The organism is Pseudomonas brassicacearum subsp. brassicacearum (assembly GCF_008801605.1).
Lineage (GTDB): Bacteria > Pseudomonadota > Gammaproteobacteria > Pseudomonadales > Pseudomonadaceae > Aquipseudomonas > Aquipseudomonas brassicacearum.
Window position 1 is genome coordinate 280,375 of the sequence record NZ_VZPJ01000006.1, and the last position, 25,409, is coordinate 305,783.

The window sequence follows — 25,409 nt, forward strand, 5'->3', positions numbered from 1 at the left end:
GTCCAGACCGTGACAGAAACAACCGACAGACAGGCTCATGATGATCGCGACAATGGTCCAAGCCTGGCCTTGAGCGGACCAACTCGTACATTTCGTTGGGCAAAATGTAACCAATATTTGCTACAAGCCAGTCGCACCGGGATAATGCGCGCCACTTGGGTCTCAAGACCATGCAGGGATGGACGCGGGTCAAGCCACTGAACCGTGACAATAAAAGCCCGCAGGGGTGGGATGAATTTTTGTGATCAATTTCAATATCGCCCAATGGCGCGCATGGGCCCCTGGGCTCGAAAGCGTGGACGATTGGCAGGCATGGAGCCGACAGCCGGTCGTATTGCCGGCCAGCGATGCCGCCCCTGACGTTTCGTTCCTGCCGGCCATGCAGCGCCGGCGCCTCAGCCGCCTGGCGCGGATGGCCTTCAGTGTTGGCTGGCCGCTGGCCGAGGGCCGGCCGGACCTACCGTTGGTCTTTATTTCCCGCCACGGCGAAACCCCGCGCACTTTTGAGATTCTCAAGGACCTGGCAGCCGACCAGCCTTTGTCGCCGACCCAATTCAGTCTGTCGGTGCACAACGCGGTGATTGGCCTGTGGTCGATCATGCGCGGCGAAACCAGCGAAATGACCGCCCTGGCCGCCACTGGCGATGGCCTGGAACACGGCGTGCTGGAGGCCGTCGCGCTGTTGAACGAAGGGTCGCCTGCGGTGCTGCTGGTGATCACCGAAGAACAACCTCCGCAAGTCTATGCACCGTGGGTCGATGACGTGCCGTTTCCCTATGCCATGGGCCTGCTGCTGACCCCGGGCGATGACTGGCAACTGGACCTGTGCGCGCAGGCCGGCCAATCGCCGGGCAGCGACTGGCCCCATGCCCTGGATCTATTGCGTACGCTGCTGGACGACAGAACCACCTGCCAACATGCCTGGAAGAATCGTGTATGGACCTGGCAACGCAACCGGTGACCGGGAAACATCGCGACGCCTATTACTGGCGCCTGATCGCGACCGCTGCAAGCTTCGCCCTGTTCGGGCTGGGCGGGCTGTGCCTGCGTTTGCTGGTGTTCCCGCTGCTGGCCTGGTGGCCCGGCGATGCCCAGGCCCACCGCCAAAGGGCGCGCCGCACGGTCGGGCGGTTGTTCTGGTTCTTTATCCGGTTCATGGCCCGCACCGGCGTGCTCACCTACAAAATCGATGGCGCCGAACGACTCGGGCGCCCCGGGCAGATGATCATTGCCAACCACCCGTCGCTGATCGACGTGGTGTTCCTGATCGGGCTGGTGCGCGACGCCAACTGCGTGGTCAAGCAAAGCCTCTGGGACAACCCCTTTACCCGGGGCCCGTTGCATTCGACCCAATACATCAGCAACGACGGCAGCATGGACATGCTCGATGCCGCCAGCGACGCCCTGCAAGAGGGCCAGACGCTGATCGTCTTCCCCGAAGGGACGCGCACCCAGCCAGGCCAGGTGCCGGCCTTTCATCGGGGGGCGGCGGCCATCGCCCTGCGGGGTGCGAAAATCCTCACACCCGTCACGATCAAGGTCTGCCCCACGACCCTGACCAAGGCTGAACCCTGGTATCGCATCCCCCAGCGCCGCGTGCACTTCAGTTTTCACGTCGGGGCCGATATAGACCCACAGGCGTTCGCCGCGCTCGGCCCGCCACCCCAGGCTTCGCGCAGGCTCAACGATTTTCTGCATCACTATTACATCAAGGAGCTCGCCGAAGATGAGCGATCTGCACCGTGACATCAAACAGCTGATCATCGAAGCGCTCGGCCTGGAAGACATTGAAGTCGATGACATCGGCGACCATCAGACCCTGTTCGGCGAAGGCTTGGGCCTGGACTCTGTGGATGCCCTGGAACTAGGCCTGGCGATCCAGAAGAAGTACGGCATCAAGATAGACGCCGACGCCAAGGACACCCGTAACCATTTCAGCAATGTGGCAAGCCTTGCGGCCTTCGTCACTGCAAAACGCCCCTGAGACCGGATCATGCAAACTCGTGACGATATTTTCCACACCCTGCGCGATGCTCTGGTCGAGCTTTTCGAGCTGGACCCTGAGCGTGTGACGCTGGAATCGAACCTGTACCAGGACCTGGAAATCGACAGCATCGACGCGGTCGACCTGATCGACCACATCAAGCGCCAGACCGGCAAGAAAATCGCCGCCGAAGAATTCAAGTCGGTGCGCACCGTCAATGACGTGGTCGAGGCAGTTTATCGACTGGTTCAACCGGCCGCATGACCCGGCTGATTGGCCTCGGCTTGCTGCTGGCGGGCCTGCTCTACCCCTTTGCGGTGTATTTCGGCATGGAGCACTTCGCCCCGTGGCAGTTCGGGCTGCTGCTGGGTAGCCTGTGGCTGGCCCGGGCGTTGCTTGGCAAGGGTGGGGCCGGCAGCCGCTGGATGGCGGCCACGGCAATCGTGTTTTGTATATTGCTCGCGCTGTTCGACAGCCCGCTCCTGCTGCGCTGGTACCCGGTGCTGATCAGCGCGTTCATGTTCGGGCTGTTCGTGCTGAGCCTGAAATACGGCCCGCCGATGATCGAACGCCTGGCCCGCCTGCGCGAACCGCAGCTGCCGGCCAAGGCGGTGGTGTATACGCGCCAGGTCACGGTGGCCTGGAGTGTGTTTTTCCTATGTAACGGTTTGCTCGCCGCCGCCCTGACCCTCTGGGCGCCGCTGAGCTGGTGGATGTTGTACACCGGCCTGATTTCCTACGGATTGATGGGGCTGCTGTTTGCCATTGAATGGCTCATACGACAACGGGTAAGAGGCCGCCCATGAATTGGATAACACTTGAGCAGATGCTGCTCAAGGCTCAGCCGGAACGCGCCGTTGCGGTCGATCCGGCGCTGAATCACTCGCAACTGCGGGACGCGGCGTTGCGCCTGGCGGCTGGCCTGCAAGCTCGGGGCGTGCGGCATGTGGCGGTGCACCTGGAAGATGCCGCCGACCTCGCCGTCGCCCTGCTCGGTGCCTGGCGCGCCGGGGTCCGAGTCCTGCTTCCGGCCGACCTGCAAGCGCAGACACGCCAGCGCTGGGCGGCGGACGTGGACCTGTGGCTGACCGACCAGCCCGGCGATACACATCCCGGCAACTTGCAACAGGCGCCGATGGACGCCGCCGAACTGGACCTCGATCACTGCTGGCTGAGCCTGTGCACCTCCGGCTCCAGCGGCGAGCCCAAGCGCATCGAGAAAACCCTGCGCCAGTTAAGCAACGAGGTCCAGGCCCTGGAACACCTGTGGGGCGCCGACCTGGGCCCGGCCTGCATGATCGGCAGCGTTGCTACCCAGCACATCTACGGGTTGCTGTTCCGGGTGCTGTGGCCGCTGTGCGCCGGGCGTGCGTTCGTGCGTCGGCAATTGGCCTTCCCGGAAGACCTGCAACGCGCCAGCCGCGAGCAACCGACCTTCGCCTGGGTCGCCAGCCCGGCACTGCTCAAGCGCATGGGCGACAACCTCGATTGGCCGGCCTTGAGCTGCGTGCGCCGGGTGTTCTCCTCTGGCGGCGCCTTGCCCCCCGAGGCAGCGCAAAGCTTGCAGCAGCGCCTGGGGCAATGGCCGACGGAAATTTTCGGCAGTTCGGAAACCGGCGGCATCGCCTGGCGCCAGGGCAGCGGATTGTGGCAACCCTTTGCCGACGTCGAACTGAGCCAGGACAGCGACGGCGCCTTGCTGATCGCCTCGCCCTATCTGCCGGCCGGGCATGTGGAACACACCGCCGACGCGGCACGAATCGCCGAAGATGGGCGCTTTGAGTTGCTCGGGCGACTGGACCGTATCGTCAAGCTCGAAGAAAAACGCATCTCCCTGCCGATGCTCGAACAAGCGCTGGTGGCCCACGACTGGGTCAGCGAAGCGCGGCTGGGGGTGGTGCAGGAGAACCGCGCCTCCCTCGGCGCACTGCTGGTGCTGAGCGACGCCGGCCTGCGAGCCTTGCGCAACCAGGGCCGGCGCGCCGTTACCGAAGGCCTGCGCCGGCACCTGAGCGAACATTGCGAAACCCTCGCCCTGCCACGGCGCTGGCGCTGGTTGCGGCAGTTGCCGCTCAACCCCCAGGGCAAGCTGCCCCAGGCCGAAGTCGAGGCGCTGCTGATGGCGCCACGGCCCAAGGTTCCCGAAGTGTTGGAACACGTCGAAACCGACGGTGAGTGGAGCCTGCAACTGGTCGTGCCGCCAGACCTGGCGTACTTCAGCGGCCACTTCCCCACCGCGCCGGTACTGCCGGGCGTGGTGCAGGTCGATTGGGCCTTGAGCCTGGGCCGTCAATTGCTGGACCTGCCGCCCCGGTTTGTCGGCATGGAAGTGCTGAAATTCCAGCAACTGGTGCGCCCCGGCGATGAAATCCAACTGCACCTGCGCTTCGACCGCGAGCGCGGCAAGCTGTACTTCGCCTACCGCAATGACACGGCGGCCTGCTCCAGCGGGCGGATTGTGCTGGGGGAAAGGGATGAGCATGCATAACCCCTGCGCCGTCATACCGGTCTACAACCATGAAACCGCCATCTCGACGGTGGTCCAGGCGTTGCTCGCCAACGGCCTGCCCTGCGTGCTGGTGGATGACGCCAGCAGCCCGGCGTGTGCCGCCGTGCTCGATCGGCTGGCCGAGGGCGAGCGGGTTCATCTGGTCAGGCTGGCGGTCAACCAGGGCAAGGGCGGCGCGGTAATGACCGGCCTGCGCGAGGCTTCGCGCCTGGGTTTCAGCCACGCCTTGCAGGTGGACGCCGACGGGCAGCACGATCTAGGCGACGTGAAAGTCTTCATCGAACAATCCCGTGCCCACCCGGACGCGGTGATCTGTGGTTATCCGCGCTACGACGCCAGCGTGCCGAAAGGTCGCCTGTACGCGCGCTACCTGACCCACGTGATGGTCTGGATCAACAGCCTGTCCTTGCAAATCCGCGACTCCATGTGCGGCTTTCGGGTCTATCCGCTGGCACCGACCCTGGCGCTGATCGACTCGGCCAATATCGGCAAGCGCATGGATTTCGATTCGGACATCCTCGTGCGCCTGGCCTGGCGCAATCAGCCGATGCACTGGCTGCACACGCGGGTCCACTACCCCCAGGACGGGGTCTCGCACTTTCGCCTGTTCCACGACAACGTGCTGATTTCCAGCATGCACACCCGGTTGTTCTTCGGCATGCTCGTGCGCTTTCCCCTGATTCTCTGGCGACGGTGGCGGGCATGAGCCTTCAGCAAGACAAGCAACATTGGGCCGACCGCCAGGAGCGCGGCAGTTTCTGGCTGATGAAACTCACCGCAGTCGCCGCCAAGGTGCTCGGCCGGCGCTTGCTGACCCCGGTGCTGTACGGCATCGTCCTGTACTTCTTCATTTTCGGCCGCAGCGCGCGCCAGGCGGCCTGGCAATATCAGCAGCGCCTGGCCGACTGGAGCGCACGTCCCGAGCTGCGCCCGACCCGCTGGCGGGTGTTCGGGCAGTTCATGGCCTTTGCCGACTCCCTGCTGGACAAGCTCGACGTCTGGAACGGCAAGCTGAGCATCGACCAGATCGAAATCGTCGATAAGGCGCTGCTGCGCAATCACTTGCGAGACACCCGCGGGCAAATGCTGGTGGGCGCGCACCTGGGCAACCTGGAAATGTGCCGGGCCCTGGCCGAGCTAGGCGAGAAAGTGACCATGAACGTGCTGGTGCACACCAAGCACGCCGAGCAGTTCAACCGTTTGCTGGGCGAAGCCGGTGCCACGCATCTGCGGCTGATCCAGGTCAGCGAGCTGGACCCGGTGATCATGTTGCAGTTGAGCGAACGCCTGGAGCGCGGCGAGTGGCTGGCAATTGCCGGCGACCGCGTACCGCTGCACGGCGGGCGCAGCGTGACCGTGGACTTCATGGGCCACCCGGCCGCCTTTCCCCAGGGCCCCTGGCTACTGGCCGGCCTGCTGAAATGCCCGGTCAACCTGCTGATGTGCCTCAAGCACGAGGGGCGCTATCGCGTCACCCTCGAACCTTTCGCCGATGCCGTGGTGTGGAAACGCAACGACCGCGAGCAAGTGATCGCCCACTGGGCTGGCCGCTATGCCGAGCGTCTGGCGCAATACTGCCTCCAGGCCCCCCAACAGTGGTTCAACTTTTACCCTTTCTGGAAGACCGATGACGATGCCCACTCTTGAGCCGGTAACCTTCGGCGAACGCCCCTTGCGCATCGAAGATGTGCTGGCCCTGGCCAACCGTCAGGCACCGACGCAGTTGCAGGATGACCCGGCGTTCCGCCAGCGCATCGCCAAGGGTGCGCAATTCCTCGATTCCTTGCTGGACAAGGAAGGCGTTATCTACGGCGTGACCACCGGTTACGGCGACTCCTGCGTGGTGGCCGTGCCGTTGCACCACGTCGAGGCCCTGCCGCGTCACCTGTACACGTTCCACGGCTGCGGCCTGGGCAAGCTGCTCGACGCCCAGGCCACCCGTGCGGTGCTGGCGGCGCGTCTGCAGTCGCTGTGCCACGGCGTGTCGGGGGTGCGGGTGGAACTGCTGGAACGCCTGCAGGCCTTTCTCGAACACGACATCCTGCCGCTGATTCCGGAAGAAGGCTCGGTGGGCGCCAGCGGTGACCTGACGCCGCTGTCCTACGTTGCCGCAACGCTGTCGGGCGAGCGGGAAGTGATGTTCCGTGGCGAACGGCGCCTGGCCGCCGATGTGCACCGCGAACTGGACTGGACCCCGCTGGTGCTGCGGCCCAAGGAGGCCCTGGCGCTGATGAACGGCACCGCCGTGATGACCGGCCTGGCCTGCCTGGCCTTCGCCCGCGCCGACTACCTGCTGCAACTGGCGACGCGCATCACCGCGCTGAACGTCGTCGCCCTGCAAGGCAACCCGGAACACTTCGACGAACGCCTGTTCGCCGCCAAGCCGCACCCGGGGCAGATGCAAGTCGCCGCGTGGCTGCGCAAGGACCTGGCGATCGACGCTCCAACCGCGCCGCTGCATCGCCTGCAGGACCGCTATTCCCTGCGCTGCGCGCCCCATGTGCTTGGGGTATTGGCCGACAGCCTGGGCTGGCTGCGCGCGTTCATCGAAACCGAACTCAACAGTGCCAACGACAACCCGATCATCGACGCCGAAGCCGAGCGCGTGCTGCACGGCGGGCATTTCTACGGTGGGCATATCGCCTTCGCCATGGACAGCCTGAAGAACCTGGTGGCCAACGTCGCCGACTTGCTGGACCGCCAGCTCGCGCTGCTGGTGGACGAGCGCTACAACCATGGCCTGCCAAGCAACCTGTCCGGCGCCAGCGCCGACCGGGCGATGCTCAACCATGGCTTCAAGGCCGTGCAGATCGGCACCAGTGCCTGGACCGCCGAAGCCCTGAAAAACACCATGCCGGCCAGCGTGTTCTCGCGTTCCACCGAGTGCCACAACCAGGACAAGGTGAGCATGGGCACCATCGCCGCCCGCGACGCCATCCGCGTACTGGAGCTGACCGAACAAGTCGCCGCCGCCACCTTGCTGGCCGCCAACCAGGGCGTGTGGCTGCGCAGCCGTGCCGAAGACGCCCGCCCACTGCCACCGGCCCTGGCCGCCATGCACGAGCAACTGGCCGAGGATTTCCCGCCAGTGATCGAGGACCGCGCCCTGGAAGGTGAACTGCGCCTGTGCCTGCAACGCATCGCCAACCAACACTGGAGGCTGCATGCGTAACCAAGGTGTCTTGCACGTCGACACGCAGGTCGTGGTGCCATTTTTCGATGTCGATTCGATGAACGTGGTCTGGCACGGCCACTACGTCAAATACCTGGAAGTGGCCCGCTGCGCCTTGCTCGACCTGATCGGCCACAACTACAACGACATGCTCGAATCCGGCCACGCATGGCCGATCATCGACCTGCAACTGCGCTACGTGCGCAGCGCCATGTTCGGCCAGGCCCTGACCGTGCGCGCCAGCCTGGTGGAGTGGGAAAACCGGCTGAAGATCAATTACCTGATCAGCGACGCAACCACCGGCGACCGCTTGACCCGTGCCAGTTCGGTGCAAGTGGCCGTGGACCTCGCCAGTCGCGAAATGCTGCTGGCCTCGCCCCGGGTCTTTGTCGAAGCCGTGGAAAGGAAACTGCCATGAAGCGCCTGTCAGCCTGGCTGTTGCTGTGCTGCCTGGCACCCGTGGCCCAGGCGTTCGACTTGCAACAGTTGAGCGACCAACTGGCCCGCCCGGAAGTGATCCACGGGCAGTTCATCCAGGAAAAACACCTGCGCGCCCTGCCCCAGCCCCTCACCAGCAAGGGACGCTTCGTGCTGGCGAAAAACCACGGGCTGCTGTGGCTGCTGCAAACCCCGCTGCAACAGGACTACCGCATCACCGCCCAGGGCATCGCCCGGCGAGACGGTAACGCCTGGCAGATGCTGCCGAACAAGAGCGCCGGCGCCGAGCAGAACCGCTTGTTCCTGGCGGTATTGCAAGGAGACAGCACAGGCCTGCAACGGGATTTCGAACTGAGCCTGTCGGGCGAGCCGCAACAATGGAAGCTCACCCTGACCCCGCGGTCGGTGCTGCTCAAACAGGTTTTCAACCAGATCAACATCGACGGCGGCGAACTGGTGCAGCGCATCGAACTGCTGGAAACCCAAGGCGACAGTACCGTGCTGCGCATGCAGGACAGCAACAGCGCACAACCCTTGAGCGAAGCGGAGCAACATGATTTTGCCGAGTGAACGGATGCTGCCCCGGCTGTTTCTGATCCTGCTGCTGGCAGTGCTCGCGCTCGCCGGTTGGCAATGGCGTAACGGCGCGCCGCTGTCGGCCAATCTCATGGAGCTGGTGCCGGGCACGTCGCCCGATGCCCTGGAGCTCATCGCCGAACAACGCATGCAGGAGCCGCTCAACCGCGAAGTGCTGGTGCTGGTCGGTCACACCGATCGCCAGCAAGCCATCGCCCTGGCGCAAACCCTCGGCGAGCAATGGCAGGCCAGCGGTCTGTTCGACAAGGTGCAATGGACGTTGCAGGCCGACTTGCCGGCGCTGCGCGCGCAATTGCTCAACGGGAGGCTGGCGATGCTCTCGGCGGCGGACCGGGAGCAATTGATCGAGCAGCCCCAGGCATTCATCCAACAACGGGTGCAGGCTCTGTTCGATCCGTTCAGCGGCTTCAGCCTGGTGCCGAACCAGGACGACTGGCTGGGCCTGACCGGGCGCATCCAGAACAGCCAGCCACAGCGCGGCGCGATAAAGTTCGACATCGGCAGCGGTGCGTTGGTCGCCGATGCCGACGGTAAAAGCTGGGTGATGCTGCGGGCCCGCGCCCAGGGCAACGCCTTCGACATGAACCTGCCGCTGCAAGTGGCCGAGCTGCTGCAACGCAGCCGCGACCAGGCGAACCAGGCCCAAGGTCAACTGCTGGCGGCCAGTGGCCTGCTGTACGCCGCCAGCGGCCAGCAACAGGCGTCCCGGGAAATCACCTGGGTCGGCGGTGGCGCGACCGTCGGCATCTTGCTGCTGCTGTTGCTGGCCTTCCGGCGCCTGCGCGTATGGCTGGCGTTCGTGCCGGTGCTGGTGGGCGTGCTGTTTGGCGCGGTGGCCTGCGTGGCCTTGTTTGGCCGCATGCATGTCATGACCCTGGTCCTGGGTTCCAGCCTGATTGGCGTAGCCGTGGACTACCCGCTGCACTACCTGTCCAAGAGCTGGAGCCTGAAGCCCTGGCGCAGCTGGCCGGCCTTGCGCCTGACCCTGCCGGGGCTGAGCCTGAGCCTTGTGACCACCTGCATCGGCTACCTGGCCCTGGCCTGGACGCCGTTCCCGGCCCTGACCCAGATCGCGATTTTTTCCGCCGCCGGGCTGGTGGGTGCCTACCTGAGCGCCGTCTGCCTGCTGCCGGCGCTGCTCAAGGGCGCAGAGTTGCGCCCCGCCCAATGGCCGCTCCAGGTCTGCCAATACCTGCTCAAGGCCCGCGAAGCCCTGCTGAAACGGGTACGCACGCCGGTCCTGCTGATGTTGTTGCTGACGTTCTGCGCGGGTGGGCTCTGGCACCTGACCACGAAAAACGACATCCGCCAGTGGATCGGCACGCCCCAGCACCTTACCGACGAAGCCCGCGACATCGCGCGCATCACCGGTTTCCAGCCCACCAGTCAGTTCTTCCTGATCCGCGCCGACGATCAATCCCAACTGCTGGAGCGCCAGACCGCCCTCAACGAGCGGCTGGATCAGTTGATCGGCCTGGAAAAGCTCCAGGGCTACCTGTCGCTGAACCAACTGGTCAGTCCGCCCGCCGAACAGCAGAAAGTGCGTGAGGCCCTGGCCCGCTTGCCAGCCTTCTGGCAACCGCTGCTGGACCTGGGCGTCCCGGTCGCTGCGCTGCAAGCAGAGCTGGAGCAATTACAGGCCCTGCCAGTGACCGACATTGACGCCGCGCTGGTCGGTCCGTTGGCCGAGCCGTATCGCACACTCTGGCTCGGACCAACAGCGCAAGGCGTTGCGGCGGTGGTCAGCTTGCAAGGTTTGAACGATGCGACGCTGCTGCGGGTACAGGCGGTGGATCTGCCAGGCGTACAACTGGTGGATCGCCTGGGCGACCTGAACCGAGTCTTCGCCGCCACGCAGGTCAGCGCCGCCGAGTTGAAACTGGCCTCCTGCGTGCTGATTGTGCTGGTGCTGATCTGGCCGTTTGGTGTCGGCGGCGCCTTGCGCATCGTGGCATTGCCGTTGCTGGCCGCACTGTGCAGCCTGGCGAGCCTCGGCTGGCTGGGACAGCCACTGACCTTGTTCAGCCTGTTCGGCCTGTTGCTGGTGACGGCCATCGGCGTCGACTACGCGATCCTGATGCGCGAGCAGATCGGCGGTGCCGCCGTGAGCCTGCTGGGCACGTTCCTGGCGGCGGTCACCACCTGGCTGTCGTTCGGCCTGCTGGCGCTGTCCAGCACACCGGCGGTGAGCAACTTCGGCCTGGCGGTGAGCCTGGGGCTGGCCTTCAGCTTCATGTTGGCGCCGTGGGCGGGACATCAAGCCCACGCGGCGACGGTCCCGGAGCCCGCCCAATGATGACCCTGCTGTTCTGGCTCATGGCCCTGGGGCTGTTCGCAGTCGCCACACGCCTGGGCGCTCGCTTCGGGTTGATCCCGATTGTCAGCCAGTTGTTGCTGGCGACCTTCGGCCTGCCGCTGCTGATGTATTTCTGGATCGAACCGGGCTGGCAACTCAGCGGCGTACAACTGGTATCGCCGGTGTGGCTAAAGAACCTCTACAGCCTCGCGTTCGCGCTGTTGCTGGGGCACATCCTCAGCGACGTGATCGACCTGCGCCTGGACCGCCAGAGCATGAAAATCGCCCTGCCAAGCTTCGTCGTTCCATTCGCCTGCGGTCTGGCGACAGCGTTCTGGCTGCTGCCGCCCCAGCCCTGGATCAGCTCCCTGGCGGTGGGACTGCTGTTTGCGATCACGGCGATCCCGGTGCTGTACCTGTACCTGCGTCACATCGACTACCCACCCGCCGCCACCCGGCGACTGGTGCAAACGGCGATCCTGATCGACCTGGCCTGCTGGAGCCTGTTCGGCCTGGCGCAGGGCAGCCTCCACCTGGGCAGCCTGCTGTTGCCGTTGGCCGGCGCCTGTGTGCCGTTGCTGTTGCGCCTGGTTGGCCTGCGCCAGCCATTGTTGTACAGCGGTGTGTTCTTTGCCCTGCTGGTGGTGGCCGAGCACTACCGGCTCAATGCACTGATCGTCGGCATTGGTTATCTGCTGTGCATGGCCGCGCTCAAAGTGCCCTTGAGGCTGCCGCTCAATATCGCCTGGATGCAGGGCTTGCAGACATACCTGGCGATCCCGCTGATCCTCACGTTCGGCATTGTGCAGATCGACGTGCACAGCGCCATGAGCAGCCTCGACTGGGTGCAATTGACGGCGTTGCTGCTGTTGCCCATTGCCAGCAAACTGCTGGGCAACTGGCTGGGCCTGGGTTGGGCCGCCGCGTCATTCGCCGGCGCCAGTCGCTGGCGCGAAAGTGTCCTGCTGAACATTCGCGGCTTGAGTGAAATCGTCTTCCTCAATCTGCTCTTGCAACAACAGCTCATCAGCCCCGCGTTGTACTTCACGCTGATGCTGATGGGACTGATCGCCACATTGCTGCCGGCCGTGACCGGTTTCCACCGTATTCCCTCGATTGCCGTCCCGGCCAGGAGCTCCAGTGCCAACAGTTGAAATGGAACGTCGACAGGTCGTCATCATCGGCGCAGGCCCTTCCGGCGCCATCGCAGCCGCGCTGCTCAAGCGCAAGGGCCACGATGTGCTGGTCATCGAGCGCCAGCATTTCCCCCGGTTCTCCATCGGTGAGAGCCTGTTGTCCCATTGCCTGGATTTCGTCGAAGAAGCCGGCATGCTCGACGCGGTGAATGCCGCCGGGTTCCAGCGCAAGAACGGCGCCGCATTTGCCTGGGGCGAGCGCTACAGCGCCTTCGATTTCGGCGATACCTTCAGCAATGGCAAACCCACGACCTTCCAGGTACAACGCGCCGACTTCGACAAGTTGCTGGCCGACCAGGCCGCCCTGCAAGGCGTGGAGATCCGCTACGGCCAAGCGATCACCAGCGCCGACTTCAGCCTCGCCAAGCCACGACTGGGCGTGCAGCGCGAAGATGGCAGCGAGTACTGCGTCGAGGCCGACTTCGTGCTCGATGCCAGCGGCTATGGCCGTGTTCTGCCGCGCCTGCTGGACCTTGAAGCACCGTCGAATTTCCCGGTGCGCCAGGCGGTGTTCACGCACATCGAGGATCGCATCGACGCCCCGGCGTTCGATCGAGAAAAGATCCTGATCACCACCCACCCGAGCAAACGCGACGTGTGGTTCTGGACCATTCCGTTCAGCGGCGGGCGCTGCTCGGTGGGCGTGGTCGCGGCGGCGGAACATTTCGCCGGCCGCACCGACGACCTCGATGCCTGCCTGCGCAGTTTCATCGATGAAACCCCAAGCCTGGCCGGCGTGCTGCAGAACGCCGTGTGGGATACCCCGGCGCGGACCATCGGCGGCTACTCGGCCAACGTCAAGACCCTGCACGGCCAAGGCTTCGCCCTGCTGGGCAACGCTGCGGAATTCCTCGACCCGGTGTTTTCCTCCGGCGTGACCATTGCCATGCGCTCGGCGAGCATGGCCGCCGCTGTGCTCCACCGGCAGTTGCAAGGTGAAAGCGTGGATTGGCAAAGCGAGTTCGCCGAGCCGCTCAAGCGCGGCGTCGACACCTTCCGCTGCTATGTCGAGGGCTGGTACGCCGGCACCTTCCAGGACGTGATTTTCTACACCGAAGGTTCGGACGACATCCGCCGCATGATCAGCTCGATCCTGGCAGGCTACGCCTGGGATCAGCGCAATCCGTTTGTCAGCGAGCCCAAGCGGCGCCTGCGCATGCTCTCGGAAATCTGCGCGAGCCCGGCGCCATGAGTCAGCAACCATGAGCTACCTGAGCGACAACTACGTCGAAGAGACCCGTTTCGGCTTCTGGTTCCTGCGCAGCCACACCTGGCAGCACCATGTGTTGCGCGTGGCGATCAACGACCTGCGCAGCCTGTTCAGCACCCCGCTGCCGAGCAACCCGGTGCTGCTCGACGCTGGCTGCGGTCAGGGCAAATCATTCCAGTACCTGCGCCAGGTGTTCGCGCCACAGCGCCTGATCGGCGTGGATGCCGACCCTCACAGCCTGGACCTGAGCCGGGAGGAAGCCGCACGCCAAGGCATGGCCGTGGAACTGATCGGCAGCGACTGCGCGACCTTGGCGGTGCCCGATGCCAGCGTCGACCTGTTGTTCTGCCACCAGACCTTCCATCACCTGGTGGAGCAGGAGAAAGCCCTCGCCGAGTTCTATCGCGTACTCAAGCCCGGCGGCTATTTGATGTTCGCCGAATCCACCGAAGCCTACATCGACACCTGGGTGATTCGCTGGCTGTTCCGCCATCCCATGCACGTACAGAAAAGTGCCGCGCAGTACCTGGAGATGATCCGCGAGCAAGGCTTCCAGTTCGAAGCCCGCAACGTCTCCTACCCGTACCTGTGGTGGAGCCGCGCCAAGGACTTCGGCTTGCTGGAGCGTTTTGGCCTGCGCCGCGCCAAACCGTTCGGCGAGCGCGAGGAAACCCTGGTCAATGTGGTGGCTCGCAAGCCCGTCGAAGGGGCCATCGGATGATTCGTGCCCTGCTTGTCGGCTGCCTGTTGCTGCTCAGTGCCTGCGCCAGCCATGCGCCGCTGCCCGAGCGCACGCCAACCCTGGCCTTGCCGATGCAACTGCACATCGAGCGGACATTGGCCGGCCAACGCCAGGACTGGCTGCTGGTGATCCAGCGCGAAGACGCCGGCATCCGTTGGTCGATGATGGACCCGCTGGGCATTCCCGTGGCCCGCCAGCGCCTGGTCGCTGGCCAGTGGCAGGCCGACGGTCTGCTGCCGCCCAATGCCGAAGCCCGGGAGTTGTTCGCCGCGCTGTTGTTCGCCCTGACCCCCGAAGCCGAACTGCCGGGCAACTACCCGACCGCCCGGCAACAAGCGTCGCAACGGACCCTCGATTCCCGCTGGCAGGTGCGCTACACGCAGCCGCTGGATTTTGAAATGAGCCTGCCCCAAGGCCCCCGCTACCGCATCACACCGTTGACCGAGAACGCCCCATGACCGCCTATTTGAATGCCCTCGGGGTGATCTGTGCCCTGGGCCGCGACAAGCACACCGTCGCGCACAACCTGTTTGCCGGCGACTGTTCGGGCGTGCGTATCAAGGACGGCTGGGTCGCCGAACGTGCATTACCGGTTGCCGCGGTGCCGGGTGAACTCGCCCCCATCCCCCCAACCCTGTTGGCGCACCGCAGCCGCAACAATCAGCTGCTGCTGGAAGCCGGGCTGCAGATTCGCGCCGAGATCGACCAGGCCATCCAGGCCTACGGTCGCGCCCGCATCGGCATCGTGTTGGGCACCAGCACTTCGGGGATCGATGAGGCCAGCCAGGGCATTGCCCATTACCTGCGCGAGCAACACTTCCCCGACGGCTACGACTACCAGCAACAGGAACTCAGCGCGCCGGCCAACTTTCTTTCCGACTGGCTCGGCCTGAGCGGTCCGTCCTACGTGATTTCCACGGCCTGCACCTCCAGCGCCCGCGCCTTGATGAGCGCCCGGCGCCTGCTGGACCTGGGCCTGTGCGATGCCGTGCTATGTGGTGGCGTGGACAGCCTGTGCAAACTGACCCTCAACGGTTTTTCCGCACTGGAAGCGGTGTCGAACGAACGCTGCAATCCGTTTTCAGTGAACCGCAGCGGCATCAACATTGGCGAAGCAGCCGTGCTGTTCCTCATGAGCAAGACGCCAGGTGACGGGACACCGATTGCCTTGCTCGGTGACGGTGCCAGTTCCGATGCCCACCATATTTCCGCACCTGAACCCAGTGGTCGCGGCGCCCGCCAGGCCATGGAAAAAGCCCTGCGTTGCGCTGGCCTCGAGGCCAGCCAGATCGACTACCTGAACCTGCATGGCACCGCCACGCAACACAATGACGCCATGGAAAGCCAGGCGGTGGCCGGGCTGTTTCCAGCGGGCGTGCCCTGCTCGTCCACCAAGCCCATGACCGGCCATACTCTCGGCGCGGCCGGGGCACTGGAAGCGGCATTCTGCTGGTTGGCCCTGAGCGCAGAAAACACCGCCCTGGCCCTGCCGCCGCATGTCTGGGACGGCCAGGCCGATCCGGCCCTGCCGGCGCTGGACTGGGTCACCGCCGGCACCCACCTGAACCCGGTCACCCCGCGCCGCCTGATGAGCAATTCATTTGCATTCGGCGGCAACAACGTCAGCCTGATTATCGGAGACGCCCCATGATTGACTGGCCGCTCGCCGAACTGCTGCCCCATGCCGGCGACATGATCCTCATCGACCGGATCCTGTCGTTCGATGACGAACAGATCCATGCCCACGCCACCGTCAAGCCCGGCGGTTTGTTCAACCGCGACGACGGCGCGCTGCCGGCCTGGGTCGGCATCGAGCTGATGGCTCAAAGCGTCGCGGCGTTTGCCGGTTGCCATGCACGCCAACGGGGTGATGCCGTGGCCCTGGGCTTTTTGCTCGGCACCCGCAAGTTCGAATGCAACGTCGAGTGTTTTCCCGCCGGCGTCGAGCTGACCATCCACGGCGTGCGCTCCCTGGAAGACGACAACGGCATGGGCGTGTTCGAATGTCACATCCACGCCCCCGGCATCCATGCCTCGGCCCGGCTCAACGTATTCCGTCCGCCCCAGGCCGCCCATTACCTTCATGAACCGTCCGCAACAGGAAACCCGTCATGACTGAATCCGTACTGGTCACCGGCTCCAGCCGTGGCATCGGCCGCGCCATCGCCCTGCGCCTGGCCCAGGCCGGGCACGACATCGTGCTGCACTGCCGCAGCGGCCGCGCCGAGGCCGAGACGGTCCAGGCGCAAATCCAGGCCCTGGGCCGCAACGCCCGGGTGCTGCAATTCGACGTGGCCGACCGGGCCGCGTGCAAGGCCATTCTCGAAGCCGATGTCGAAACCCACGGCGCCTATTACGGCGTGGTGCTCAACGCCGGCCTGACCCGCGATGGTGCCTTCCCGGCCCTGAGCGAAGACGACTGGGATGTGGTGATGCGCACCAACCTCGACGGTTTCTATAACGTGCTGCATCCGGTGATGATGCCGATGATCCGTCGTCGCGCCGCCGGGAGGATCGTCTGCATCACCTCGGTTTCCGGGCTGATCGGCAATCGCGGCCAGGTCAACTACAGCGCCTCGAAGGCCGGGTTGATCGGCGCGGCCAAGGCGTTGGCAATCGAGCTGGGCAAGCGCAAGATCACCGTCAATTGCGTCGCGCCAGGCCTGATCGACACCGCCATGCTCGATGAAAACGTACCCGTGGAAGAACTGATGAAAATGATCCCCGCCCAGCGCATGGGCACCCCGGAAGAAGTGGCGGGTGCGGTGAATTTCCTGATGTCCGCCGAAGCCGGCTACATCACCCGGCAGGTCCTGGCCGTCAACGGAGGCTTGTGCTGATGAAGCGCGTCGTCGTCACCGGCATGGCCGGTATCACCTCCATAGGCAGCGACTGGGAAACCATCGCCGCCAACTTCGCCGCCAACCGCAGCGGCATCCGGCGCATGGATGAGTGGGACCGTTTCACCGAACTTAACACCCGCCTGGCCGGGCCCATCGATGACTTCCAGGTCCCCGCCCACTGGACCCGCAAGCAACTGCGCAGCATGGGCCGGGTTTCGCGCCTGGCGGTTGCGTCGGCGGAACAGGCCCTGGCCGACGCCGGCCTGCTGGGCGACGAGTCGATCAAGGACGGGCGCATGGGCGTGTCCTGCGGTTCGTCCACCGGCAGCACCGACGAGATCAAGGCCTTTGGCAACATGCTGCTCAACAGCGTGGCCGAAGGGTTGAACGCCAACTCCTACGTGCGAATGATGCCCCACACCACGGCGGCCAACATCAGCATCTTCTTCGGCTTGACCGGGCGCCTGATCCCCACCTCCAGCGCCTGCACCAGCGGCAGCCATGGCATCGGCTATGCCTACGAGGCCATCAAATTCGGGCGCCTGCCGTTGATGCTTGCCGGTGGCGCCGAAGAGCTGTGCCCGACCGAAGCGATGGTGTTCGATGCGCTCTACGCCACCAGCCTGAAAAACGAAGCACCGCAAACCAGCCCGCGCCCCTACGACAAGGACCGCGACGGCCTGGTGATCGGTGAAGGCGCCGGCATGCTCGTGCTTGAAGAACTGGAACATGCGTTGGCACGCGGCGCGCGGATCCATGCCGAGATCGTCGGCTTTGGCAGCAACGCCGACGGCCAGCACGCCACCCGCCCCGAACTGCTCACCATGCGCCGGGCCATGGAACTGGCCCTGGAAGATGCCGGCCTCGAACCCTCGGCCATCGGCTACGTCAACGGCCACGGCACCGCCACCGAACAAGGTGACATCGCCGAAACCCTGGCCACCAGCAGCCTGTTTGGCGAACACATGCCCATCAGCTCGCAGAAGAGTTTCCTCGGTCACACCCTGGGCGCCTGCGGCGCGCTGGAGTCCTGGTTCAGCATCGAAATGATGAACCGCGACCTCTACGTGCACACCTTCAACCTCGATGAGGTTGATCCCCAATGCGGCAAGCTCGATTACCTGCGTAACGAGTTCAGGTCGATGAGCAACGAATACGTGATGAACAACAACTTCGCCTTTGGTGGGGTCAACACCTCGCTGATTTTCCGCCGCTGGCACTGAATCGGATTCAAAACCCTGTTACCCCTCGTCAAGGAGACCATGATGTCGTTGAAGAAAATCGCCGTGACCGCCGCCCTGTTGCTCAGCACCCTGCCAAGCCTCAGCCAGGCCCGTGATACCGCGCTGTTCCTGCCGTTCGACAAAGTCGTCGCCGAAGCCATCCGCACCGGCAAGATCGACGGCAGCGTGAAGTTCTACCTGGCCGGCAACAAACCGGCCGGCAACGTCACCGTGGTCAGCCCAGGGGCGGTGACCAACAAGAAAACCAACGCCTTCAACAAATCCGATGAAGTAGCCTGCGAATGGGTCCTGCAATCGGCCCTGATCAGCCTGCACCAAGCCGCCAAGAACGCCGGCGCCAATGCCGTCACCAACATCGTCAGCTTCTACAAGAGCAACGAACGCAAGGACCCCACCACCTACGAATGCCACGCCGGCGCGATCATGGCGGGTGTTGCGTTGAAAGGGGATTTGGCGAAGGTGCAATAAAAAAGCACCTTTTGAAGTCCCCGCTGGGGTATAGGAACTGTGTAGGAGCTGTCGAGTGCAACGAGGCTGCGATCTTTCCCCAGACACTTGAGTCCCAAGCGAAAGATCAAAAGATCGTCCGAACGCGGCCCGAGCCTTCGGCAGCTCCTGCAGGGTTCGATAGCGGTGGGTCAGTACCGGTGATGTTGGCTGTGCCGCCGTCATCGCGAGCAGGCTCGCTCCCACAGGTCATTAAGCCAGTTGAGCGACTCGGCTGGCTTGCGGTGCGGGGTCTGCATTTTTGTAGGTGACCCAGAATACCGAGGGGATCAGTCGTGCTTTGCAGGGGCAGGTACTGTGGCTATCCAGGGTGCCGGCCATATGCCTGCCATGGCTGACCATGTGCCCGATACCGCCCCTGATCTGATAGGTGTTCCCGTCCTTTCCACAAGAGACGCGGTCACCTTCGCGGGCATGCTGCAGGCCAAACATGTTCACCTTGCCATCGCCATCCAGCATTTTCCCACCGCAAGTGGTCTTGTCACCCTGGCCGATGAAGTAACCCCTGTTCATTGGATGTTCTCCTTCATCGCATTCGAGTGCAGGTGATGAACATCCGCCAGCCTGAGAGCAGGCAAAAAATCCTCTGCCATCGGCACACCTTCACGCACGATGATCAGGAAACGTCTCTGAAGTGTATTGATGATCTCGTCGCCATTGCTCAGGCGGCTGCCGACCAGTGCGATGTTGCTGTTGGCTTCCCCGGCGGCGGTTATGATCCGTGCCGTGGTGCCATCGGCATACACAACCTGATCGCCTTTCTGCGCGGCTCGTACTTTCCAGCCATTATCCAGGGTGAACGTCAACGACGATGACACTTGCTGGATCGTTCCGCCGTTACGCGTCTGGCTGCCCTCGGTGGCCACTCGGTAAATAGCGATGGGAGGATGAGCCTGGACGTGCGCCTTTTGTCGATTAATCCATGCCACGACTTCTTTGCTGTAACCGTCGAGTTGCCGTTGCTCCAAGTACAAGTCGTCCAAATGGCGGAGGTATTCAGCAGAGACTTCGTTGGTGTATGGGGACAGCAAGAGTTCATTCATTACTAAGGCTCCTGTTCAAGGGACGTTATCCGTTGGCCTTTGGAACGCTAAGCCGGACGAATTTCGGAGCAATGAATAAGACGTTGCAGCGCTAGCAAGTCGCAATCCCGGCAGCACGGCATTAGGAGCAAACAGGAAATTTCGGAAAAGAAAATGCGCACTTTCCTACAGCCAAGAGGAATCTGACAGTCCAATCCTGTTTTTGCCGTTTGTCGGAACTGTCATCTTCGACAGTATCGGTGGGGTTCCGGATCCCATCAGGCTTTAACCACTTGAAAAATTGCTTTTCTATTTTCAGATGTTTAAACCCGGTTTCAAAAATGGATAAAAAATTGATGAATACGATCGCCTGGTCAGGCGTCACAGCCGTGTCTTCTCAACGCCACGCCACATCGCCCTCCTTGGAACAAGGCGGCATTGTTGTGGACGGTGTGCTATTTACCCGCGCCTATGCGCAGGTGAATGGCATTCGCCTTCACTATCTTATGAGCGGTAATGGCGAACACCCGGTTTTGCTGGTGCATGGGTTTCCGGGAAGTTGGCGCAGCTGGGAGACGTTGATGGGGCCATTGGTGCGTGCTGGTTTTACCCCGATCGTTCCTGATTATCGCGGTGCTGGCGAAACTGATATTTCAACAGGTGGCTATGACAAAAAAAGCATGGCGCATGACCTACACCAACTGGTATCCCTCCTGAACATCAAGCAGGTCGATATTATTGGTCACGACATGGGTTTAATCATTGCCTATGCCTACGGCGCGCTTTACCCCGATGAAACCAAACATATCATCTTGATGGATGGATTCATTCCTGGCATCCCTGGATGGGAAACCGCTTACAACGGAAATATTGAAGCGGGCGTGGCAAGTAAATGGCACTTTCGCTTTTTTGGTAAAACGGCCCTGTCCATGATCCAGAGGCAGGAGAAAACCTACCTGGACATGTTTTTTGATAATTTTGTCTTCGCGGGCAACGGTACGGTACGTGAAGAGGTGCGCCAGGCGCTGGTGGAGGACTACTCCCGACCTGGGCGCATGGAGGCGGCATTCAAGCTTTATTCGGCCTGGGTAGAGCATGATGTGAATGACAACCTGGCTTTTGCCCAGAATAAGTTGACGGTTCCGCTGCTCACCATCGGCGGCGACAATTCGAGAGGTAAAACCTTGGCCGAGCAGGCCTTGCACATTGCTACGCAACCGCACTCATTAATACTGGTCAATACCGGACATTGGGTATTGGAAGAACAACCGCAGGCTACCCGCGACGCTATCCTGACCTTTCTTGCACAATAAACAATCAGTCAAATTCGCTTTGTCACAGGCGCTCGTACAGCACCTTCCTTTGTATGTGCGGTATCTATCTACCACCCTATCGTCGCCTGCCTTCAATAGGTTGCCCTTCCGAAAAACTCTCAGGAAGAGCACATGCAGGAAGATACCGCCCCCATACCGTCTTTCAACCTTCCGCAGGCCGATAGCGTCACTGACGCCAGCGCCCTACTGACAAGCCGGCTCACGACCTCGCAGCAGCACATGATCCGCTTGAACTGTGCCGTTCCCTGGCCCTCGACGGCCACGAGACAGCATCTGGACTACTGGTTCAAAAGAACCTTCCCCGCCTTGGCGGGCACCATGGCCGTCGAAACGTTGTCGGTGTGCACGCTGCAAGAGGAGCCTATCCCGCCATCGAAACGAGTCCCCGACGGACCGATGTCCCGGCGGACAGTGAAAGATATCGTTTTCCTCGAGACCCTTTTCTGGCGCGCCGTTGCCGGGCAGATGAATACCCGTGAGTTTTTCCTCGAAATCGACAACCTCGAGGTTGTCGTGACGAAAGACAACCTCACCCAAGTGCCCAGCGCCCTGAACAGTCGTGAAGCAAAGGAGGAAATCAAACGCCTGCTGAACACCACGCCAGCGTCTTATGAACGGCTGCTGGCGCGGGTCCTGGACGACTTCTGGAGTAAACCGGCCGATTTCACCCGAGGCCGCAACGTCGGTGACTGGCTGGCGGAAGAACTGGGCACGCAACTGCAGGTACAAGCGGATCTTCATTTGCTGGATACAACGCTGAGCCAGGCAATGCACAAGGCAGTGACAGACCATCTGGCGGCGCAGGCCACCAGACCCGGGGTTTTCAACCTGAGCCTCACTCTCCAAGGTTGGGGATTCAGCCTGCCGGTGCCGGGTGCCGTCGTGCTGACACGGCCCGACCATACCGATCATTCGGCGGACGCCGTGCTGTACCGTCCGGGTCATCCGCTGGAGGTGCATGGCAGCCTGACGGAACTGAAGGCCAGCCTGATGGAGGACGATAACGTTGAGGACCGGTTGGACACCGCACCAATAGCAGGGAATTTCCTTGTTCATTTGGTCAGCGATTTGCGGGCGGTGCAGAAAGCAGCCGTGAGCAATACCTTGTTGAACGGCCCGACCGAGGAAGAGGAAATCGCCGCCTGGGTGAGCAGGCTGGATGCCGCGGCGGACATCGGCGATAAGCTGGACCTGGCGGGCGCCATGGACGAGCGCGAGCTGCGGCTGAACCTGAAAAACTTGAATGACTGGCTGCACGACCTCCCCCACATCACCGGTGACGACCGCCTGGCATGGTGGCGGGCGGCGCAGGCCCTGCACAGCAGCCTGGTCGATACACCGCCCCCAGCGGACCCGGTGACGCTGGCCACCGCGCAGGCGCTTCGGGAGCGGACCCGTCGCCTGCTCGCCGGCTTCATCGGGGAGAAATACCCGCCAGCCGACCCTGAGGATGTGTCGCTGAGTATCAGAAAACAACTGACTGACCCGCATGCACCAACGGGCGCCTCACCGTTCGGGTCCGGGGTTTCGCAAGGTGGCGTGAGGGGGGTCATGGATGACCGCCGTTCCATGACCGAGTGGGCGATGTCCAACCTGACCCAGGACGAACGCAACGCCGCTCAGCCTAGCGTCGTCGGGCCGCTGAGCTTTGCGCAGATTATAGAGACCATCGAGCGGGCAGACATCGGCACCCGGCTGGCGACCGATGTGCAACTCGCCGCCCGCCAATCACAAGCGCAATGGATGACCCTGAAAGCGCAACAGATCCGGGCGCAGGCGTGGACCGCCCATATCTCGGGCGACCTGAGGCACGACAAGGACAGTATCGGACTGAACCTGGTGCTGGCAGCGTTGGACAGTCCGACACCGGATCGGCGCGCCAAGGTCAACGGGCACGACGTGGTGGTCCGTCAACTGCAGTGGGGCAACAGCGTGCTCAGGTCGATACTGGCGTTTGGGGTGAAAACCGTGTCGAGCCGCCCGTCGCTGACGCTGTACACGCCGGGAGCACCGGACGGCAAGGTGTTCAGGGACGTGGATGCGGCCAGCGGTCGAACGTTGGAAAGCACCTTGGCGCAGACGCTCACTGCCACGCCACAAATGACCCGCTGGCTCATTTCGCAACTGCCGCTGCTGGAGCAGGCCGTACAGCTTGCCAGCATGGTGCCGGCCTCGGAAAAGCTGACGTTCGAGGAGAAGATAAGAAAAGTCACACAGTCGGCTTTCGTCTGGGCGAGGACCAGGGCACAGAACGACTTTGCGACGAAAATCTCCTCGCCCGTGGTTGGAGGGAACTTGCTCCAAGCACTGTATGAAACGCAAATAACCCACGCGATGAAAACCGCGGACATGTTGACGGTGACCAACGCCGAACGCGACAGCGCAGCCGCGCGGGAGGGGCGCAGAAACGGCGTCATGTTGTTGACCGGGGCGATGTCGATGGCACCTGCGGGCCGGCTGGGCGGAATACTGGGACGTGCGATCCTGCCAACGATGGCCGGAGGGACGGCGGTGGCGGCAATCGATGTCGAAGACGGTCACTTCAGCCAGTGGACACGTGATTTTATCAGCGGACTGGGCGAGGTCATCGCCGAAGCCGGGCAGGATCTGATCATGGCGCGTGCAAGGCGTCATCAGGCACGCCCGGCGCTGTCCTCCCTGCCCCGCATGCCAGATCCGGAGTTGGAGCCTTTTCACCTCAGGGGCTTTGACAGCAAGGGGTTGATCCCCGAAGGCCGCAATCGGTACAGGGACACCAGCGGGCAGGGTTACCTGACCATAGGAAAGTACTTCTACAAATCGGCGATTCAGGGAGGCGAACGGATTATCTACGCGCCTAACAACCGTACAAACCAGCGGACGGTGACCTGGAGAAATGGCGGATGGCAGGTTGAAGCGCAAAACCGGTTGTTGGGTGGCGGGGCATTACAGAGCCTGATCGGCCGGTCTCCAGAGACCCTGCAACAGAAGCGATGCAACATATTGCTGGAAGGTGCTTTGGCGGACCAACGCAGGCCCTCCGTTGAATTGGTCAACACCGTAAAGAATCTTGTTGATTCAATGCCTGATGAGCTGGCTGTACGCATACTCCATGAGAGCATGGAGGATGTTGGCATGCGAGACTTGGATTCTTATCGCGCACAAATAACCTCTCTCTATCAAACGCAGGTAATTCCCCACGCAAACTTGAAGCATAAAATCAACATATGGATGCACGTCGATACTGCGACCAAAGTCATCGAATCAAGAGGTGATGGCTTCAACCTTACAGCCGCCCAACAAATACTGATATTTGACAAGATAGAAATACTTGGTCCAAAGCTGTTCAATCACCGAGGTGAGTTCAATACGGCCATCACCATATTGCCAGATAACGTCACCGGGGCTGTATTTCTAGCGATCACCCCCGAACGAGGAAAAAAGCGAGACGCCGTCCGTAATATTGCAGATACCCATACCGAAATATTGGAAGTCGCACAAGCCAAACTCCTCGCCGAGCTGGAACCGCTATTCCCAGGGAGCGGCCCGGATGTAGAGGCCGCCAGGAGAAGATACGTTAACGCCGCCGAACGCCAAGACGAATACAAAAGAAAATTCATCAATGCCTTCAGTACGGAAATGCGCCGCAGAAACAGACTCGGGCTACTGACAGAAATCAGGCAACATGAAATCCCTTACATCATCGCCAACAAAGGCAAGTCGCAACGCAGGATGATGGTTGTTACCGAAGAGGAGATTACAAAATTCACCCGAAACTTATCCCGCTATGATGCGTTCGACATCGAGGTCGTGACACAGGCCCGGACAAACAGGGTGACCGGCACCCGACCTCCAACCACGCCACCTACTTCAGCGGTTCCGTCGCCTGCGGCCGACAAGTTCATGGTCGATACCAGCCCACTGGCGGACACGCAAATGTCCTACGATAACTTCCCTGAAACAGCCAGGGCGAAAGTAGTAGAAATCATGGATGACATTCGTGCTGGCAGGGTGACGACGAAGAAAATCAATCAGTATTACTGGTACGACATGGCTCGACTGGTTCCAGGAGGTGGCCGGGGCTTGTGGCGCGCCGCGTTCGAACGCCAGGGCGATACGTGGACACTCCAGGGTTTCTATAATTATCACGTAAACAAACCGGCGACCGTCTGGGGGGATTGAGATAGAGAGCCCAGAAGGCGTAGGCACGTCCAACATCTTTGGTGGCTGATGCACCGCTATCGCGAGCAAGCTCGCTCCCACAGGAGATTTGCGGTGATTGAAGGTTCTGCGACCACCGACGATCAAGGGTGGGAGCGAGCTTGCTCGCGATGGC

General features: G+C 62.5%; 25 protein-coding genes. 23 read left to right on the forward strand and 2 right to left on the reverse strand.

What is annotated here, in order from left to right; all coding sequences use genetic code 11:
* Positions 1–235 precede the first annotated feature (235 nt).
* The 21 genes from F7R20_RS16420 to F7R20_RS16520 are packed head-to-tail and all read left to right on the forward strand — an operon-like array spanning position 236 to position 18,699.
* Positions 236–961: a beta-ketoacyl synthase chain length factor gene (locus tag F7R20_RS16420; RefSeq protein WP_033028049.1), complete on the forward strand. Its 726-nt coding sequence runs from the start codon at positions 236–238 to the stop codon at positions 959–961.
* Complete coding sequence (locus F7R20_RS16425; RefSeq protein ID WP_003197044.1) at positions 937–1,746, forward strand: lysophospholipid acyltransferase family protein; 810 nt, start codon at positions 937–939, stop codon at positions 1,744–1,746. Before F7R20_RS16420 ends, F7R20_RS16425 begins: the two co-directional genes overlap by 25 nt.
* The gene (locus tag F7R20_RS16430; protein ID WP_003197042.1) at positions 1,727–1,984 is read left to right on the forward strand and encodes a phosphopantetheine-binding protein; all 258 of its coding nucleotides are present in this window, start codon (positions 1,727–1,729) and stop codon (positions 1,982–1,984) included. The genes F7R20_RS16425 and F7R20_RS16430 overlap by 20 nt, the downstream gene beginning before the upstream one ends.
* Before the next feature lie 9 nt (positions 1,985–1,993).
* Positions 1,994–2,248 carry an acyl carrier protein gene (locus tag F7R20_RS16435; protein ID WP_003197040.1) on the forward strand — a complete coding sequence of 85 codons (255 nt, stop codon included), beginning with the start codon at positions 1,994–1,996 and terminating at the stop codon, positions 2,246–2,248.
* On the forward strand, positions 2,245–2,790 hold the full coding sequence (locus F7R20_RS16440) for a COG4648 family protein (RefSeq protein WP_003197038.1): 546 nt from the start codon (positions 2,245–2,247) through the stop codon (positions 2,788–2,790). The genes F7R20_RS16435 and F7R20_RS16440 overlap by 4 nt, the downstream gene beginning before the upstream one ends.
* Positions 2,787–4,472 (forward strand): AMP-binding protein, encoded by a 1,686-nt coding sequence (locus tag F7R20_RS16445; protein ID WP_003197036.1) that lies wholly within the window; start codon positions 2,787–2,789, stop codon positions 4,470–4,472. The genes F7R20_RS16440 and F7R20_RS16445 overlap by 4 nt, the downstream gene beginning before the upstream one ends.
* The gene (locus tag F7R20_RS16450; RefSeq protein ID WP_003197035.1) at positions 4,465–5,199 is read left to right on the forward strand and encodes a glycosyltransferase family 2 protein; all 735 of its coding nucleotides are present in this window, start codon (positions 4,465–4,467) and stop codon (positions 5,197–5,199) included. Before F7R20_RS16445 ends, F7R20_RS16450 begins: the two co-directional genes overlap by 8 nt.
* Positions 5,196–6,140, forward strand: coding sequence for an LpxL/LpxP family acyltransferase (locus tag F7R20_RS16455; protein ID WP_003197033.1), 945 nt, complete (start codon positions 5,196–5,198; stop codon positions 6,138–6,140). Before F7R20_RS16450 ends, F7R20_RS16455 begins: the two co-directional genes overlap by 4 nt.
* Positions 6,121–7,665 (forward strand): HAL/PAL/TAL family ammonia-lyase, encoded by a 1,545-nt coding sequence (locus tag F7R20_RS16460; RefSeq protein ID WP_003197031.1) that lies wholly within the window; start codon positions 6,121–6,123, stop codon positions 7,663–7,665. Before F7R20_RS16455 ends, F7R20_RS16460 begins: the two co-directional genes overlap by 20 nt.
* Positions 7,658–8,083, forward strand: a complete 426-nt coding sequence (locus tag F7R20_RS16465) for an acyl-CoA thioesterase (protein ID WP_003197029.1) — start codon at positions 7,658–7,660, stop codon at positions 8,081–8,083. The genes F7R20_RS16460 and F7R20_RS16465 overlap by 8 nt, the downstream gene beginning before the upstream one ends.
* Positions 8,080–8,673 carry an outer membrane lipoprotein carrier protein LolA gene (locus tag F7R20_RS16470; RefSeq protein WP_003197028.1) on the forward strand — a complete coding sequence of 198 codons (594 nt, stop codon included), beginning with the start codon at positions 8,080–8,082 and terminating at the stop codon, positions 8,671–8,673. Before F7R20_RS16465 ends, F7R20_RS16470 begins: the two co-directional genes overlap by 4 nt.
* Positions 8,657–10,996 carry an MMPL family transporter gene (locus F7R20_RS16475; protein ID WP_003197026.1) on the forward strand — a complete coding sequence of 780 codons (2,340 nt, stop codon included), beginning with the start codon at positions 8,657–8,659 and terminating at the stop codon, positions 10,994–10,996. Before F7R20_RS16470 ends, F7R20_RS16475 begins: the two co-directional genes overlap by 17 nt.
* Entirely contained in the window at positions 10,993–12,150 is a 1,158-nt protein-coding gene (locus F7R20_RS16480; protein ID WP_003197023.1) for a hypothetical protein, read from the forward strand. The genes F7R20_RS16475 and F7R20_RS16480 overlap by 4 nt, the downstream gene beginning before the upstream one ends.
* A complete protein-coding gene (locus F7R20_RS16485; RefSeq protein WP_003197022.1) occupies positions 12,137–13,384 on the forward strand; it encodes an NAD(P)/FAD-dependent oxidoreductase in 1,248 nt (415 codons plus the stop codon). Before F7R20_RS16480 ends, F7R20_RS16485 begins: the two co-directional genes overlap by 14 nt.
* Positions 13,385–13,394: 10 nt before the next feature.
* Positions 13,395–14,123 carry a class I SAM-dependent methyltransferase gene (locus tag F7R20_RS16490; protein WP_003197020.1) on the forward strand — a complete coding sequence of 243 codons (729 nt, stop codon included), beginning with the start codon at positions 13,395–13,397 and terminating at the stop codon, positions 14,121–14,123.
* On the forward strand, positions 14,120–14,602 hold the full coding sequence (locus F7R20_RS16495) for a DUF3261 domain-containing protein (RefSeq protein ID WP_003197018.1): 483 nt from the start codon (positions 14,120–14,122) through the stop codon (positions 14,600–14,602). The genes F7R20_RS16490 and F7R20_RS16495 overlap by 4 nt, the downstream gene beginning before the upstream one ends.
* Positions 14,599–15,795 carry a beta-ketoacyl-[acyl-carrier-protein] synthase family protein gene (locus F7R20_RS16500; protein ID WP_003197015.1) on the forward strand — a complete coding sequence of 399 codons (1,197 nt, stop codon included), beginning with the start codon at positions 14,599–14,601 and terminating at the stop codon, positions 15,793–15,795. The genes F7R20_RS16495 and F7R20_RS16500 overlap by 4 nt, the downstream gene beginning before the upstream one ends.
* Positions 15,792–16,259 (forward strand): ApeP family dehydratase, encoded by a 468-nt coding sequence (locus F7R20_RS16505; protein ID WP_003197012.1) that lies wholly within the window; start codon positions 15,792–15,794, stop codon positions 16,257–16,259. Before F7R20_RS16500 ends, F7R20_RS16505 begins: the two co-directional genes overlap by 4 nt.
* Positions 16,256–16,984, forward strand: a complete 729-nt coding sequence (gene fabG / locus F7R20_RS16510; RefSeq protein WP_003197011.1) for a 3-oxoacyl-ACP reductase FabG — start codon at positions 16,256–16,258, stop codon at positions 16,982–16,984. The genes F7R20_RS16505 and fabG overlap by 4 nt, the downstream gene beginning before the upstream one ends.
* Complete coding sequence (locus F7R20_RS16515) at positions 16,984–18,210, forward strand: beta-ketoacyl-ACP synthase (protein WP_003197009.1); 1,227 nt, start codon at positions 16,984–16,986, stop codon at positions 18,208–18,210. Before fabG ends, F7R20_RS16515 begins: the two co-directional genes overlap by 1 nt.
* A 42-nt stretch (positions 18,211–18,252) precedes the next feature.
* On the forward strand, positions 18,253–18,699 hold the full coding sequence (locus F7R20_RS16520) for a hypothetical protein (protein WP_003197008.1): 447 nt from the start codon (positions 18,253–18,255) through the stop codon (positions 18,697–18,699).
* 231 nt (positions 18,700–18,930) lie between these two features.
* Here the strand turns inward: F7R20_RS16520 and F7R20_RS16525 are convergent, their stop codons facing one another.
* Both F7R20_RS16525 and F7R20_RS16530 read right to left on the reverse strand, forming a co-directional pair.
* Positions 18,931–19,251, reverse strand: a complete 321-nt coding sequence (locus tag F7R20_RS16525; RefSeq protein ID WP_003197006.1) for a PAAR domain-containing protein — start codon at positions 19,249–19,251, stop codon at positions 18,931–18,933.
* Positions 19,248–19,781, reverse strand: coding sequence for a PAAR domain-containing protein (locus F7R20_RS16530; protein WP_003197002.1), 534 nt, complete (start codon positions 19,779–19,781; stop codon positions 19,248–19,250). Before F7R20_RS16530 ends, F7R20_RS16525 begins: the two co-directional genes overlap by 4 nt.
* A gap of 335 nt (positions 19,782–20,116) precedes the next feature.
* Between F7R20_RS16530 and F7R20_RS16535 the strand changes: the two genes are divergently transcribed.
* Positions 20,117–21,073: an alpha/beta fold hydrolase gene (locus F7R20_RS16535; RefSeq protein WP_003197000.1), complete on the forward strand. Its 957-nt coding sequence runs from the start codon at positions 20,117–20,119 to the stop codon at positions 21,071–21,073.
* Positions 21,074–21,205: 132 nt separating this feature from the next.
* Positions 21,206–25,255 (forward strand): dermonecrotic toxin domain-containing protein, encoded by a 4,050-nt coding sequence (locus F7R20_RS16540; protein WP_003196999.1) that lies wholly within the window; start codon positions 21,206–21,208, stop codon positions 25,253–25,255.
* The last annotated feature ends 154 nt before the right edge of the window (positions 25,256–25,409 follow it).